The organism is Bradyrhizobium sp. SZCCHNR1098 (assembly GCF_032489375.1).
Classification (GTDB): Bacteria; Pseudomonadota; Alphaproteobacteria; order Rhizobiales; family Xanthobacteraceae; genus Bradyrhizobium.
Genome location: NZ_JAUEXY010000018.1, coordinates 89,903 through 103,464 on the forward strand (window position 1 = coordinate 89,903; position 13,562 = coordinate 103,464).

Annotated in this window: 12 protein-coding genes; 8 read left to right on the forward strand and 4 right to left on the reverse strand. The window is 65.2% G+C overall.

Annotated features, from left to right (window positions below):
* Positions 1-52 precede the first annotated feature (52 nt).
* The 7 genes from urtA (at position 53) to QX135_RS29845 (ending at position 6,982) form a co-directional block, all read left to right on the forward strand.
* Positions 53-1,315, forward strand: coding sequence for an urea ABC transporter substrate-binding protein (urtA, locus tag QX135_RS29815; RefSeq protein WP_315798761.1), 1,263 nt, complete (start codon positions 53-55; stop codon positions 1,313-1,315).
* Positions 1,316-1,520: 205 nt separating this feature from the next.
* Positions 1,521-2,447: an urea ABC transporter permease subunit UrtB gene (gene urtB, locus QX135_RS29820; RefSeq protein WP_315740603.1), complete on the forward strand. Its 927-nt coding sequence runs from the start codon at positions 1,521-1,523 to the stop codon at positions 2,445-2,447.
* Between the two features lie 34 nt (positions 2,448-2,481).
* Positions 2,482-3,621: an urea ABC transporter permease subunit UrtC gene (gene urtC / locus QX135_RS29825; protein ID WP_316179006.1), complete on the forward strand. Its 1,140-nt coding sequence runs from the start codon at positions 2,482-2,484 to the stop codon at positions 3,619-3,621.
* Between the two features lie 10 nt (positions 3,622-3,631).
* Positions 3,632-4,387 carry an urea ABC transporter ATP-binding protein UrtD gene (gene urtD / locus QX135_RS29830; protein ID WP_316179008.1) on the forward strand — a complete coding sequence of 252 codons (756 nt, stop codon included), beginning with the start codon at positions 3,632-3,634 and terminating at the stop codon, positions 4,385-4,387.
* A 200-nt stretch (positions 4,388-4,587) separates the two neighbouring features.
* Positions 4,588-5,277: an urea ABC transporter ATP-binding subunit UrtE gene (urtE, locus tag QX135_RS29835; RefSeq protein WP_316179010.1), complete on the forward strand. Its 690-nt coding sequence runs from the start codon at positions 4,588-4,590 to the stop codon at positions 5,275-5,277.
* A 36-nt stretch (positions 5,278-5,313) separates the two neighbouring features.
* Positions 5,314-6,543 (forward strand): formamidase, encoded by a 1,230-nt coding sequence (gene fmdA / locus QX135_RS29840; RefSeq protein ID WP_316179013.1) that lies wholly within the window; start codon positions 5,314-5,316, stop codon positions 6,541-6,543.
* 97 nt (positions 6,544-6,640) lie between these two features.
* A complete protein-coding gene (locus QX135_RS29845; protein WP_315798764.1) occupies positions 6,641-6,982 on the forward strand; it encodes a zinc ribbon domain-containing protein in 342 nt (113 codons plus the stop codon).
* A 29-nt stretch (positions 6,983-7,011) separates the two neighbouring features.
* Here the strand turns inward: QX135_RS29845 and QX135_RS29850 are convergent, their stop codons facing one another.
* The 4 genes from QX135_RS29850 to QX135_RS29865 form a co-directional block, all read right to left on the reverse strand.
* Complete coding sequence (locus tag QX135_RS29850; protein ID WP_316179016.1) at positions 7,012-7,836, reverse strand: MlaD family protein; 825 nt, start codon at positions 7,834-7,836, stop codon at positions 7,012-7,014.
* A 57-nt stretch (positions 7,837-7,893) separates the two neighbouring features.
* Positions 7,894-8,610: a DUF1614 domain-containing protein gene (locus QX135_RS29855; RefSeq protein ID WP_316179017.1), complete on the reverse strand. Its 717-nt coding sequence runs from the start codon at positions 8,608-8,610 to the stop codon at positions 7,894-7,896.
* A 105-nt stretch (positions 8,611-8,715) separates the two neighbouring features.
* A complete protein-coding gene (locus tag QX135_RS29860; protein ID WP_316179019.1) occupies positions 8,716-9,285 on the reverse strand; it encodes a class GN sortase in 570 nt (189 codons plus the stop codon).
* 109 nt (positions 9,286-9,394) lie between these two features.
* Positions 9,395-11,662, reverse strand: coding sequence for a marine proteobacterial sortase target protein (locus tag QX135_RS29865; RefSeq protein ID WP_316179021.1), 2,268 nt, complete (start codon positions 11,660-11,662; stop codon positions 9,395-9,397).
* A 200-nt stretch (positions 11,663-11,862) separates the two neighbouring features.
* Between QX135_RS29865 and QX135_RS29870 the strand changes: the two genes are divergently transcribed.
* Entirely contained in the window at positions 11,863-12,636 is a 774-nt protein-coding gene (locus QX135_RS29870; protein ID WP_316179023.1) for a helix-turn-helix transcriptional regulator, read from the forward strand.
* The last annotated feature ends 926 nt before the right edge of the window (positions 12,637-13,562 follow it).

A 13,562-nucleotide genomic window follows, 5' to 3' on the forward strand; every position in this document is an offset into this window, starting at 1 on the left:
CCATCCTTCGTCCGACCCAACGCGTGTCCTCGAACCAATGAATGGGGTGCTCATGTCAGACGAAACCAAAAAGGGCCTGAAGTCGCCACTTCGGCGCCAATTGCTGATGGGAATGGCCGCGATCCCGGCGCTCGCCATGATGCCGCGGCCGTCCTTCGGCGCAGGCCCTGCAACCTCTGCAGTCAACACCACCGGCCTTGCAGTCACGGATAGCGAAGTCACCGTCGGCATTCTGCATTCGGTCACGGGCACGATGGCGATCTCGGAGACCGGCTCGGTGCAGGCCGAGAAGCTCGCCATCGAGCAGATCAATGCCGCCGGCGGCGTGCTCGGCCGCAAAATCAAGTATATCCAGGAGGACGGCGCTTCCGACTGGCCGACCTTCGCCGAGAAGGCCAAGAAGCTGCTGGTCAACGACAAATGCGCCGCCGTCATGGGCTGCTGGACCTCGGCCTCGCGCAAAGCGGTGCTGCCGGTGTTCGAGCAGTACAACGGCATGCTGTATTACCCGACCTTCTACGAAGGCCTCGAACAGTCGAAGAACGTCATCTATACCGGCCAGGAGGCGACCCAGCAGATCATCGCCGGCCTCGACTGGGTCAACAAGACCAAGGGCGCGAAGACCTTCTACCTGCTCGGCTCCGACTACATCTGGCCGCGCACCTCGAACAAGATCGCGCGCAAGCACATCGAGGGCCATCTGCAGGGCGCCAAGGTCGTCGGCGAGGAATATTTCCCGCTCGGCCACACCCAGTTCAACTCGGTGATCAACAAGATCAAGCTGACCAAGCCGGACGTGATCTACGCGATCATCGTCGGCGGCTCCAACGTCGCGTTCTACAAGCAGCTCAAGGCAGCCGGCATCGACATGTCGAAGCAGACGCTGCTCACCATCTCCGTGACCGAGGACGAGATCGACGGGATCGGCGGTGAGAACATCGCTGGCGCCTATGCCTGCATGAAGTACTTCCAGTCGCTCGACAATCCGAACAACAAGGCCTTCGTTTCCGAATTCAAGAAGATGTGGGGCGAGAAGACCGTGATCGGCGACGTCACCCAGGCTGCCTATCTCGGCCCGTGGCTGTGGAAGCTGACGGTCGAGAAGGCCGGCAGCTTCGACATCGACAAGGTCGCCGCCGCCTCGCCTGGCATCGAGTTCAAGGGCGCGCCGGAAGGTTATGTTCGGATCCACGAGAACCACCATCTCTGGTCCAAGACCCGCGTCGGTCGCGCCAAGGCGGACGGTCAGTACGAGCTGATCTACGAGACCGCCGACTTGGTCGAGCCAGATCCGTTCCCGAAGGGCTATCAGTAAGCCTGCGTCTCTGGCGCGCCGTTGACGGTGCGCTCCCTCCCCCCTTGTGGGGGAGGGTTGGGGAGGGGGGTACCCCACCCACAGCTCGGCGCGGAGGCCCCCCTCCCTAGCCCTCCCCCACAAGGGGGGGGGAACGATCTTGGCCGCGGACACGCTGTGCCGCACGCCGATCCATCTCCTGCAGGGCATCACGAGAGGACGGATCATGTTCGGTGACTATTCCATCGGCGACCTCGGGGCCATCTTCGCGATGCAGGGCTTCGCGGGCCTCATCCTGTTTTCGGTCTACGTGCTGATGGCGCTGGGGCTCGCCATCATCTTCGGCCAGATGGGCGTCATCAACATGGCGCATGGTGAGTTCATGATCCTCGGCGCCTACGTCACCTGGATGACGTCGAACGCCTTCCAGCATTTCCTCCCCTCGCTGTTTCCCGGCTACTTCTTCGTCGCGATGATATTCGCCTTCATCGCCTCCGGATCGCTCGGCATGCTGGTCGAATGGGCGATGATACGCCGACTCTACAAGCGGCCGCTCGATACGCTGCTCGCGACCTGGGGCCTCAGCCTCATCCTGCAGCAGGCCTACCGCTCGGTGTTCGGCGCCCGCGAGGTCGGCGTCGAGCTCCCCGAGTGGATGATGGGCTCCTGGCAGGCGACCGACGCCATCCAGATCCCGATCAACGGCATGTTCGTGATGTGCCTGACCATCCTGATCACGCTCGTGGTGGCCTACGTCCTGTTCCTGTCGCGCTGGGGCAAGCAGGTTCGCGCCGTGGTGCAGAACCGCGTGATGGCCGGCGCCGTCGGCATCAACACCGAGAAGGTCGACCGCTACACCTTCGGTCTCGGCTGCGGCATTGCCGGCGTCGCGGGCTCGGCCTTCACCATGATCGGCTCGACCGGTCCGACGGCCGGACAGCTCTACATCGTCGACACCTTCCTGGTCGTCGTGTTCGGCGGCGCCGCCAGCCTGATCGGCACCATCGCCTCCGCCTTCACCATCTCCCAGGCGCAGTCGACCATGGAGTTCTTCATGTCCGGCTCGATGGCCAAGGTGCTCACGCTGCTTGCGATCGTCGCCATCCTGATGATGCGGCCGCAGGGCCTGTTCGCCCTCAAGGTCCGCAAGTGAGCCAGCTCCGACAGCCCAACAAGAAAGCACGGTCATGATCATCAACTCGCGCTTTTTCAACCGATCAGAACTCATCGGCTTCGTCTCGCTGCTGCTCCTGCTCGTCGTCATCCTGCCCTTGGCGCTCGATGTGTTCCGCCTCAACCTGGTCGCGAAATATCTGACCTACGCCTTCGTTGCGATCGGCCTGGTGCTGTGCTGGGGCTATGGCGGCATCCTGAGCCTCGGCCAGGGCGTGTTCTTCGGCCTCGGCGGCTACTGCATGGCGATGTTCCTGAAGCTGGAGGCCTCCAGCGTCGCCAACACCAAGATCCAGTCGACGCCGGGCATTCCCGACTTCATGGACTGGAATCAGCTGACACAGCTGCCGTTCTTCTGGAAGCCGTTCCAGAGCTTTCCGTTCGCGCTGGCGGCAATCATCCTGGTGCCGGCGATCTTCGCCTTCATCATCGGTGCCGCGATGTTCAAGCGGCGCGTCGGCGGCGTCTATTTCGCGATCATCACCCAGGCCATCGCCGCCATCCTGACCATCCTGATCGTCGGACAGCAGGGCTATACCGGAGGCATCAATGGCATCACCGATCTGCGCACCCTGCACGGCTGGGACATCCGCACCGATCACGCCAAACTCATCCTCTACTTCGTCGAAGTGTTCCTGCTGTTCGTCGCCATCCTGGTGGCGCAGTTCATTCGCCTGACCAAGCTCGGCCGCATCCTGGTGGCGATGCGTGAGCAGGAGGACCGGGTGCGCTTCTCCGGCTACAGCGTCGCCAACTTCAAGATCTTTGCCTTCTGCGCTGCCGCAGTGTTCGCCGCGGTCGGCGGTGCCCTGTTCACCTTGGAAGTCGGATTCATGTCGCCGTCCTTCGTCGGCATTGTGCCGTCGATCGAAATGGTGATCTACACGGCGGTCGGCGGCCGGCTGTCGATCTTCGGCGCGGTCTACGGCACGATCCTGATCAACTTCGCCAAGACCAGCCTGTCGGAGACGTTCCCGCAGCTCTGGCTGTTCGGCCTCGGCGCGCTCTTCATTGCGGTGGTCCTTGCCTTCCCGAACGGGCTGGCCGGCATCTGGGGCGATCACGTGCAGCCGCGCATCGACCGCCTGCTGGCGTCCCGCACCAAGAAATCCGGCAATGGCGGGCTCGTCGCCAACGGCGCCCCCGCAGAGTGAGGAGACAGCGATGCTCATCGGTCACCAGCCCAAGGAATTCCTGCTCGCGGTCGAAGCGCTCACGGTCTCCTTCGACGGCTTCAAGGCGGTCAACGATCTCTCCTTCTATGTCGAGGAGAACGAGATCCGCGTGATCATCGGCCCGAACGGCGCAGGCAAGACCACGGTGCTCGACCTGATCTGCGGCAAGACCAGAGCGACCTCCGGCTCGATCCAGTTCCGCGGCAAGGAGCTGACGAAGCTGCGCGAGAACGAGATCGTCAAGGCGGGTGTCGGCCGCAAGTTCCAGACGCCGTCGGTGTTCGAGGATCTCAGCGTGTTCGAGAATCTCGAGATCTCGTTTCCGCGCGGCCGCACCGTGTTCGGCTCGCTGACCTTCCAGCGCGACGCGGTCGTCAAGGACCGCGTCGAGGAGGTCGCCGAGATGATCTTCCTCAAGGACCGTCTCAAGACCTCGGCCGCCGAGCTCAGCCACGGCCAGAAGCAGTGGCTCGAGATCGGCATGCTGCTGATCCAGAACCCGGACCTGCTGATGCTCGACGAGCCCGTGGCCGGCATGAGCGTCAGCGAGCGCGCCAAGACCGCCGAGTTGCTCAACCGCATCATCAAGGATCGGTCGGTGCTCGTCATCGAGCACGACATGAAGTTCGTCGAGGACATCGCGCACAAGGTCACCGTGCTGCACCAGGGTCAGATCCTCTCTGAAGGCACGATGGAGCGGGTCAAGAACGATCCCAAGGTCGTCGAAGTCTATCTGGGGCATTGAGCGATGATCGCGATCCTGTTCGCTCCGAATGACGCCGCGTTCCCCTCCCCCTTGTGGGGAGGGGTTAGGGGAGGGGGCCCACGGCGGCAGTCTCGCTTGGGGCCACCCCCCTCCCCAACCCTCCCCCACAAGGGGGGAGGGAGCGCTCTGCCGATGTTGCTGCAGCCTCATCCAAGTTCATCACTTTGCAGGAGCCATTGATGCTCGCAATCTCCGATCTCCATGTCGCCTATGGTCAAAGCGAGGTGCTGCATGGCCTGAACGTCAAGGTCGCGCCCAACGAGATCGTTGCGATCATGGGCCGCAACGGCATGGGCAAGACCACGCTGATGAAGTCGCTGATGGGCATCCTGCCGGCCAAGAGCGGTTCGATCGCGATGGACGGCGCCGAGCTCGCAAGCCTGAAGAGCTATGAGCGTGTCGCCAAGGGCCTCGCCTACGTGCCGCAGGGCCGCATGATCTTCTCGACCATGACGGTGAAGGAGAACATCGAGACCGGGCTCGTCGTGTCCGGCGAATCCGAGGTCCCCGGCGACATCTACGAGCTGTTCCCGGTGCTGCTCGAGATGAAGGGCCGCCGTGGCGGCAATCTCTCCGGCGGCCAGCAGCAGCAGCTCGCGATCGCGCGCGCGCTCGCGACCAAGCCCAAGGTGCTGCTGCTCGACGAGCCGACCGAGGGCATCCAGCCGTCGATCATCAAGGAGATGGCGCGCACCCTGAAGCGCATCCGCGACGAGAAGGGGCTGTCGATCGTCGTCTCCGAGCAGGTGCTGAGCTTCGCGCTCGACATCGCCGACCGCGTGCTGGTGATCGAGAACGGCGAGATCGTCCGCGACGATCCGCGCGAGTCCGTCGATGCCGCGCAGGTCTCGAAATATCTGTCCGTCTAACCACTCCGTCCAAGCAGGTAAAAAGGGGAGCTTCTGATGCCAGACACACTGATCAAGGTCGATCTGACCAAGTCGGCCTACGAGAACGACAAGGTCCACAACCGCTGGCACCCGGATATTCCGATGGTGGAGTGGGTCAATCCCGGCGACGATTTCATCATCGAGACCTACGACTGGACCGGCGGCTTCATCAAGAACAACGACTCCGCCGATGACGTGCGCGACATCGACCTGTCGATCGTGCATTTCCTGTCCGGCCCGATCGGCGTCAAGGGTGCTGAGCCGGGCGACCTGCTGGTCGTCGACCTGCTCGACGTCGGTCCCTTGAAGGAGAGCCTGTGGGGCTTCAACGGCTTCTTCTCCAAGCAGAATGGCGGCGGCTTCCTGACTGATCACTTCCCGCTGGCGCAGAAGTCGATCTGGGACATCAAGGGCCTCTACACCTCGTCGCGCCATGTCCCCGGCGTGAACTTCGCCGGCCTGATCCATCCCGGCCTGATCGGCTGTCTGCCCGATCCCAAGCTGCTGGCGACCTGGAACGAGCGCGAGACGGCGCTGATCGCGACCAACCCGACCCGCGTGCCCGGCCTTGCCAACCCGCCGTTCGCGCCGACCGCGCACGCCGGCCAGGCCAAGGGCGACGTCAAGGCCAAGATCGGTGCCGAGGGTGCCCGCACCGTGCCGCCGCGCGAGCATGGCGGCAATTGCGACATCAAGGACCTGTCGCGCGGCTCGAAGATCTACTTCCCGGTCTACGTGCCCGGCGGCGGCCTCTCGATGGGCGATTTGCATTTCAGCCAGGGCGACGGCGAGATCACCTTCTGCGGCGCCATCGAGATGGCCGGCTGGCTGCACATCAAGGTCGACATCATCAAGGACGGCGTGGCGAAGTACGGGATCAAGAATCCGATCTTCAAGCCGTCGCCGATCACGCCGAACTATCGCGACTACCTGATCTTCGAGGGCATCTCGGTCGACGAGGCCGGCAAGCAGCACTATCTCGACGTCCACATCGCCTATCGCCAGGCCTGCCTCAACGCCATCGAGTACCTGAAGAAGTTCGGCTACTCCGGCGCCCAGGCCTACTCGATCCTCGGCACCGCGCCGGTGCAGGGCCACATCTCCGGCGTGGTCGACGTGCCCAATGCCTGCGCCACCCTGTGGCTGCCGACCGAGATCTTCGACTTCGACGTGATGCCATCGGCGGCGGGGCCGATCAAGCACATCACGGGCGACATCCAGATGCCGATCTCGCCGGACAAGTAATTCTCCTCCCTGCGCGATGGGTGCGGGACGGCAGTGGTTTCGCCGCCCCGCATCCGCCGCGTGAGATGGAGATGATTGTTGCGCAGGAGACGAGACGATGCCGGTCTATGAATATCTCTGTGATACATGCGGACCATTCACCGACATGCGCCCGATGGCTGAATGTGATGAGCCGCAGGTCTGTCCGCAATGCCAGGACATGGCGCCGCGCGTGATCCTCACCGCACCCGCCTTCGCCTGCATGCCGGCGGAGCGGCGCACGGCGCATGCCACCAACGAGCGCAGCCGCCACGCGCCGCAGACGGTCGCGGAATACAAGGCGAAGCACGGGCCGGGCTGCGGCTGCTGCTCGCCGAAGAAGCAGCCGCGGTTGATGACCAAGACCAGGAGCGGCGCCAAGGGCTTTCCGACGGCGCGGCCGTGGATGATCAGCCACTGAACGCGAGGGGCGGCGCGATCCGCCGTCCCTCAGCGTGACGCCGGCACGCGGCGCGGACCCGGACCCGCCGGCTGGCCGCCGAACTTGACGGTCATCGCATTGGCGCCGTCGCTGATGTCGAGCAGCGTCTTGCGGCTCTCGTCGATGACCTTGGCCGATTTGCGCTTGAAACTGTCGACGAGCTCGCGCATCGACTTGATCTGATCGAACAGCTGTCCGGGATTGCCGTCCGCGAAGCCGGGAATGGCGCCGTCGATCCTGGTCACGAGCGTGTCGAAGCCCTTGAACACGTCCTCGGCCTTGTCGATCGCGGCGTCGATCGCTGCCGTCTTCTCCTGCAGCGAGGCGGTCTCGGATTCGAAGGTCTGCAGCGCCTCCTTGATGGCCGGTGCATTGCTGACGATGAATTTGTCGACGTTGTGCACCGTCTCGACCATCGTCTCCTGGTCCTTGAGGTCGGCCGTCAACACCGGCACCCCGTCGCGATCGAACGGCACCGGCGGCGCCGTCGGCGCGCCGCCGACCAGCGAGATCGCGGCGATGCCGGTCAGGCCCTGAAATTCGATGCCGGCCGTGGTGTCCTTGCGGATCGGCGCCGAATTGTCGAGCGTGATCATGGCAACGATCTTGCGCGGGCTTTCGAGGTTGATCGAGAGGATCTGCCCGGCCTGCACGCCGTCGAAATTCACCGGGCCGCCCTTGCGCAGGCCCGCCGCCGAGCCGCCGTCGAACACGACGCGCATGACGCTGCGCTGCTGGGCGATCCGCGCCTTCTGCTTGATCAGGACGCCGCTGATCCCGGCCGCAACGGCCGCGATCGTCAGGGTTCCGACGATGAGATTGATCGCGCGCATTCCGTGTCCGTCGCTGCCTCTGCTCGATTTTAGCCGTTAAGTCTCCCGGTTGGAAGCTCAGCGCGCGAGCCCGGGCCGGGACGGGGCGGCGAGGCCCGCGAGCAGCACCGCGAGAATCCCGGTCAGGAAGATACCATCGAAGGTTCCGGCGCCGCCGATCGAGGCCACGGGCGCGCCGAGGCTGCCGATCTTGTCGAGGTTCATCAGGTCGGCGCCGACCAGCGTCCCCATCGAGCCGCCGATATAGGCCAGCGGCGCGGCATATTCGCGCGACAGCAGGAACGCCAGGATCGCGGTCACGACGACCGGCGCGAACACCGGCACGGCGATGCCGACGCCCTGCACCGGCGTTGCCATCGCGTGGATGATCACGGCGATCACCAGCACCGCGATCGCCGCGCGCAGCCAAAGCTGGTAGCGCAGCACGAGATAGGTCGACATGATCGTCGGGATCACGGCGCCGCCGACATTCACGGCCAGCACGGTGCCGGGCCATTGATGCACCAGCGGCACGACATATTGCATGCCGAAAAAGTCGATGATCTCGCCGGAGCGCGCGACCTGCCCGGGCAGCATGGTGATCGGAATGTTGAAATAGCTGCCGATCAGCGATCCGAACAGCAGCAGCATCGCGGTGCCCGAGCTGACGCCGAGCTTCATGTAGGCGTAGCGCAGGATGCCGAGCTGGATCAGGACGATCAGGACGCCGAACGCCAGCACCAGGATGGCGAAGAAGGCCGGCGTGATCGGAAGATATTGAACCTGGGAATGCATGTCGGAAGCGCTTGAGATTGAGCCTTTGCTGTCCCCGCCGGATCATCCCATGCGGGCGGCACGGTGACAAATGGTCATTCGGCGCCTGGTTCCCAAGACCAGCCATCATTCACCCGCCGCGACCAGCGTCGCATGCAGCACGTAGCGCTCCGGGCCCTGCGTCAGCGCGTCGAACGGCCAGCAGGTCGACAGCACCAGTTCGGCGCTGTCGGTCCCTGGATCGATGCCCGAGGCATCGAAGCGGACGACGCGGGCGGCGTCGGCGCGGTAGCGGAAGGTGTTGCCGTCGCGCCTGACGATGTCGATCTCGTCGCCGATCCTGATGTCGCGCAGGAAGCGGAAATGCGTGTCGCGGTGCGCGGAGTACACCGCGATGCCCGGCTGGCCCGGCTCGGCGCTGCCTTCGACATGGCCGGCGCCGAAGGCGAGCGCCTGGCCGCTGGAGCCGGCCAGCGCGATGGTGGAGACGCCGAGGCGCTTCACCTCGATCCGCGCCACCGGGACCGTGTCGGCCCAGGACCACGGCTTGACCGGATGTCCCGTCGCGACGGTCCTAGTGAAGGCGCGGTCGAGCAGTACTTGTGCGACGATCGCCTTGGCGTGGATGAGAGCGCCGTGACCGAACAGGGCGAGGCCGACCAGGGCAATCGCGAGCGGGATGAGGACACGAGGCATGAACTCTCCTTTCGTCATTGCGAGGAGCGAAGCGACGAAGCAATCCAGAGTCGCGCACCCGGCCCTGGATTGCTTCGTCACCTTCGGCTCCTCGCAATGACGCCGTTAGTTAGTTGGCAGCCCGCCGCCGAAGGGCGGCGAGCCAGATCAGTTCGAGCATCAGGATCCCCAGCCCGAGCAGCATGCTGAGCTCGGCATCGGTTGCCGTCTTCGGCAGCGTGATCGTGGCGGGCGCCGCCGGCACCACCGGCCGCTTCAGCGCGGCGAGCTGGATGTCGCCGTCGGCTTCGGCGCGGCGGTCCTTCCGCATCGCCGGCATCCCACCGCGCTCGCCGAACACCTTCTCATAGTCCCATCCAGCGGGCAGGTTGATCGGCAGCTCGGAAAGCTTGAGCGGCTCGCCATCGGGACGGCGCGGCGTCTTGTCGACGGCGACGAGGCTGGTCAGGCGGGTCACCAACTGGTGCTCCAGCGCCAGCTTCAGGATGGCGCCGTCGGTTTCCTCCGGCGTCATCTGCCGCATCGTCTTCGCTACCTCGGCATCGCCGATCTTGCGCCGTGCCCACAGCTTCGACAGGCCCTTGCCTTCGGCCGCGCCGGACAGCGGCAGCGTGATGGTCCAGGACTGGTCGCCGATGCGGCCCTCGAGCTGCAGTGATCCGGCGAGGCGGTCGAGTTTTGCTGCCAGCACCAGCGGCTCGTCGCGATAGACGTCGGGCAGCACCGCGGGCGTCAGATCGGCCGAGGCTTCCGAGAAGCGCGCGCTGAGCCCGGTCACGGCCGGGTTCTCGAGCTTGGCGAACAGGCCGCGCATGCGCTCCTCGACCTGCTCGACCGAGCCGATATGAGTGAAGGCGCCGCGGCCGAGCTCGGCGGCGCGCGTCATCAGATAGGTGTTCGGTGCCGAGCCGATACCGACCATGAAGATGCGCGAGCGGCCGCGCATCGCGGTGATCGTCTCGAACAGTTGCTGCTCGTTGCCGATGGCGCCATCGGTCAGGAACACCACCTGCCGCACGCGCGCGCTGTCGCTGCCGTCGTCGGTCAGCGCCGCGCGCATCGCCGGGACCATCTCGGTGCCGCCGCGCGCATCCAGCGAACTCACGTAGCTGGTGGCGCTGCCGACATGCTCGGCATCGGCCGGCACCGAGGCGGGGAAGAGCACCGTCATGGTGTCGTCGAAGCGGATCACGTTGAAGCGATCGCCCGGCTGTAGCCGGCCCAGCGCGTAGAGCAGGCTGGCCTTGGCCTGGCGGATCGAGGTGCCGCCCATCGATCCGGAATTGTCGATCACGAAGATGACGTCGCGCGGCTGCGGGCGCTGCGCTGACGCCGTCACCGCAGGAGGCGTGACGAAGGCGAGCAGATAGTCGGCGTCGCCGACCTGCTCGTGGAACAGCCCGACCGACGGCATCGCAACCGCCGCCGGCTTCCAGGTCAGCTCGAAGTCACGATCGGCCGGCACCACGCCCTCGGCCAGGGTCACGACACGCGTCCTCGCATCGGGGCTGTCGATGGTCACCTGGTGATGGTGGCTCTTGACCTCGCCGAGCGCGAAGCCGGCCTGCAGCCGCACCGTGATCTTGGTCGGGTTGACCGGATCACTCTTGGCGGGGTCGAGCACCTCCGGCGAGATGCGGTCGCGATCAGGGACGGGATCGTTGCTCGCCGCGCCCCAGCCGTTGCTGTCTGGGCGCAAATCGACGCTCTGCACGATCGGCGCCGGATTGTAGCGCGGCGCCACCACCAGCGGCACCCGCAGCGAGAATTCGCCGCCACTCTGTGCCACCGGCTGCTGATATTCGATCTGCACCAGCACGGTCTCGCCGGGGCCGATATTGGCGAGCGAGTTGGTGAAGATGTTCGGCCGCTCCTGCTCGGTCAGCGCGGCGGTCTTGCCGTCGCGCTTCGCCTGCTCATAGATCACCTTGGCCTGCTGGCGCGGCTTGATATCGCCGACCACGACGCGATCGCCGACGATCATCTTCAGCGTGTCCACCGCGCTGTCGGGCGGCAGCGGATAGACATAGACCGCCTCCATCCATTGCGTGCTGGTGTTCTTGAACAGCTGCGTCACGCGCGCCCGCGCGGTCGGGCCGGAGACGACGATGTCGACGTCGATGCCGAGCCGCGGCGCCTCGGCATAGCTGCCGTCGGATTTGAACAGCAGCGCGCCGGAGCGGGGATCGCCCGGCCTGGTCAGCGGCGCCAGCGGCCCTTCGGCGGACCAGCCGGGGGTGACACTGAGAAACAGCGCCGTGAAGCCGACCAGCAGCACGGCGGCGGCCTGCAGCAGCAGGAATAGCAGCATGGTCACGATCCACGACCGGACCGGATGGGTGCTGCTTCTGATATCGTGGTCGATCGTCTCGCTCATCATTGGCTCCGCAACGAACAATTTCGGCCTGCCGACACTGAGCGCAGCGCGCCAGCGCCGCGAGCGGAATGGTCGGTCTTGTTCGGCCGCGGCCCGCCCGTGTCTGTCCGGTGGCGGTCGAGAGCGCGGCTGATCTGTCCGGGTTTGTGCCGATTTGTCCGTCTGCTAGAAGAGGTGCGCATCACGCGGCAGGGGACAGGATGTCGATACCGGACAACAGCGAGCTTTCCGACGAGCAGAGCCGGCAGGTCGCGGAGACCATCCGCGAGGAGATCGCGCGGCGCCGGATGTCGCGGCAGGCGCTGGCGGAGCAGGCCAGGCTGAGCCTGTCGACCCTGGAGAAGGCGCTCGGCGGCCGCCGCCCGTTCACGCTGGCGACCATCGTCCGGCTGGAGCAGGCGCTCGGCATGTCCCTGCGCAAGGCGCCGAGCGCGCCTCTCGCCGCGCCTGCCACGAGCGGCGGCATCGCGCCGGACAGTCTCGGCTCCTATTCGCGGCGGGCTGTGGAGTGGATCGAGGGCATCTACGTCACCTTGCGGCCGTCATTCGGCGACAAGGACGCGATCTACGCCTACCGCACCGACATCGCCTGGGACGATGCGGCGTCGTCGCTGGTGTTTCGCGAGGGCGCGCGGCTCGATGCGGCGTTCACGCAGTTCGGCGAGGTCGCCGTGCCCAACCAGTCCGGCTTCGTCTACCTCGTCACCAACCGCCACGGCCAGCACCGCCTGATCACCGTGTCGCGTCCCACCATTACCGGCGAGATGTACGGCATCATCACGACGCTGTTGGCGGGCCGCGGCTCGCTGCTGACGCCGATCGCGGCGCCAATCGCGCTGCTTCCGCTGCGCAATGTGGTGGAGCCGAGCTTCGGCCGACTCGGGACTGACGATCCGCACTATGCCTTCTATCGCGAGCATCTGCGCAAGACGATCGAGGAGCCGTTCGCGCTGTTCGTGCAGGGCGTGGCGTGAGTTGTTAGGTGTAGGGTGGGCAAAGGCGCGCCCCGGTGCGTGTTGCATGCTGCGCTCCACCGCACGCCGTGCCCACCATTCGCTCCGAATGCGCCGACGGACGGTGGGCACGCAACCGCCCTGCGGGCGTCCGCTTTGCCCACCCTACGGCAGCTGACTCCGTCGCCGCGTTCGCTAGGACGGTGCGTGTGGGAGACGCGGTGCTCCTACAAATACGCTGTCGTCCCGGCGAACGCCGGGACCCATACCCCCAGGGAGGGGTTTGAGGCTGGCTGGTCATTGGCATTTTGCCCAACACAACCGCCGCGGAGTATGGGTCCCGGCGTTCGCCGGGACGACAGCGGTGGGTGGGCGGATTCACGGCTCAAACAGCAGAAGGCCTAAACAGCAGAACGGATCGAACAGTAGACGACGGACATGTCGACGCATTCCCGCGGCACATCATGCCCGAGGTCTGCGATCAGTTCGTCCCTCCTCAAATGCAGAGGGCGCAGGGAATGCCGGGTGAAGGCCTCACCCATGGCCCGCCTGCTCAAAAAATGCAGGCGGCAGGTACCACAGGCAAAGCCGATTCAACCGGCATTCCCTGCGCGACGGTCTTCACGCTTATACGCAGTCTCCCTGGTGCGCCGGGCTTGTTGGCCACCATTCGCGACAATGCTTGCGCATTGCGCGGGACACCAGCATCGGGGTGTCAGGACGCTGCGACTTCACGTCCGCAAGCGATCGTTCGTCCGCATCCTCGTTGAGGAGAATGCTGCGATCTCTCGCGGCCATCGCATCCCCACCTCGCGTGTCGTGACGATCGCGCGCAACGCCCCTCTGCGGTGAGGCGGGATGCAGGGATACAATCATGAATTCCGAAAAATCGCAAGTAAATTATTTTTATCAGAATCCGGAGGCAGGCCGAACATCGGTTTTCTTCG

Excerpts from the sequence above, each read along its gene's own strand:
- urtA (WP_315798761.1), top strand. The coding sequence starts at position 53 with ATGTCAGACGAAACCAAAAAGGGCCTGAAGTCGCCACTTCGGCGCCAA.
- urtB (WP_315740603.1), top strand. The coding sequence starts at position 1,521 with ATGTTCGGTGACTATTCCATCGGCGACCTCGGGGCCATCTTCGCGATG.
- urtC (WP_316179006.1), top strand. The coding sequence starts at position 2,482 with ATGATCATCAACTCGCGCTTTTTCAACCGATCAGAACTCATCGGCTTC.
- urtD (WP_316179008.1), top strand. The coding sequence starts at position 3,632 with ATGCTCATCGGTCACCAGCCCAAGGAATTCCTGCTCGCGGTCGAAGCG.
- urtE (WP_316179010.1), top strand. The coding sequence starts at position 4,588 with ATGCTCGCAATCTCCGATCTCCATGTCGCCTATGGTCAAAGCGAGGTG.
- fmdA (WP_316179013.1), top strand. The coding sequence starts at position 5,314 with ATGCCAGACACACTGATCAAGGTCGATCTGACCAAGTCGGCCTACGAG.
- QX135_RS29845 (WP_315798764.1), top strand. The coding sequence starts at position 6,641 with ATGCCGGTCTATGAATATCTCTGTGATACATGCGGACCATTCACCGAC.
- QX135_RS29850 (WP_316179016.1), bottom strand. The coding sequence starts at position 7,836 with ATGCGCGCGATCAATCTCATCGTCGGAACCCTGACGATCGCGGCCGTT.
- QX135_RS29855 (WP_316179017.1), bottom strand. The coding sequence starts at position 8,610 with ATGCATTCCCAGGTTCAATATCTTCCGATCACGCCGGCCTTCTTCGCC.
- QX135_RS29860 (WP_316179019.1), bottom strand. The coding sequence starts at position 9,285 with ATGCCTCGTGTCCTCATCCCGCTCGCGATTGCCCTGGTCGGCCTCGCC.
- QX135_RS29865 (WP_316179021.1), bottom strand. The coding sequence starts at position 11,662 with ATGAGCGAGACGATCGACCACGATATCAGAAGCAGCACCCATCCGGTC.
- QX135_RS29870 (WP_316179023.1), top strand. The coding sequence starts at position 11,863 with ATGTCGATACCGGACAACAGCGAGCTTTCCGACGAGCAGAGCCGGCAG.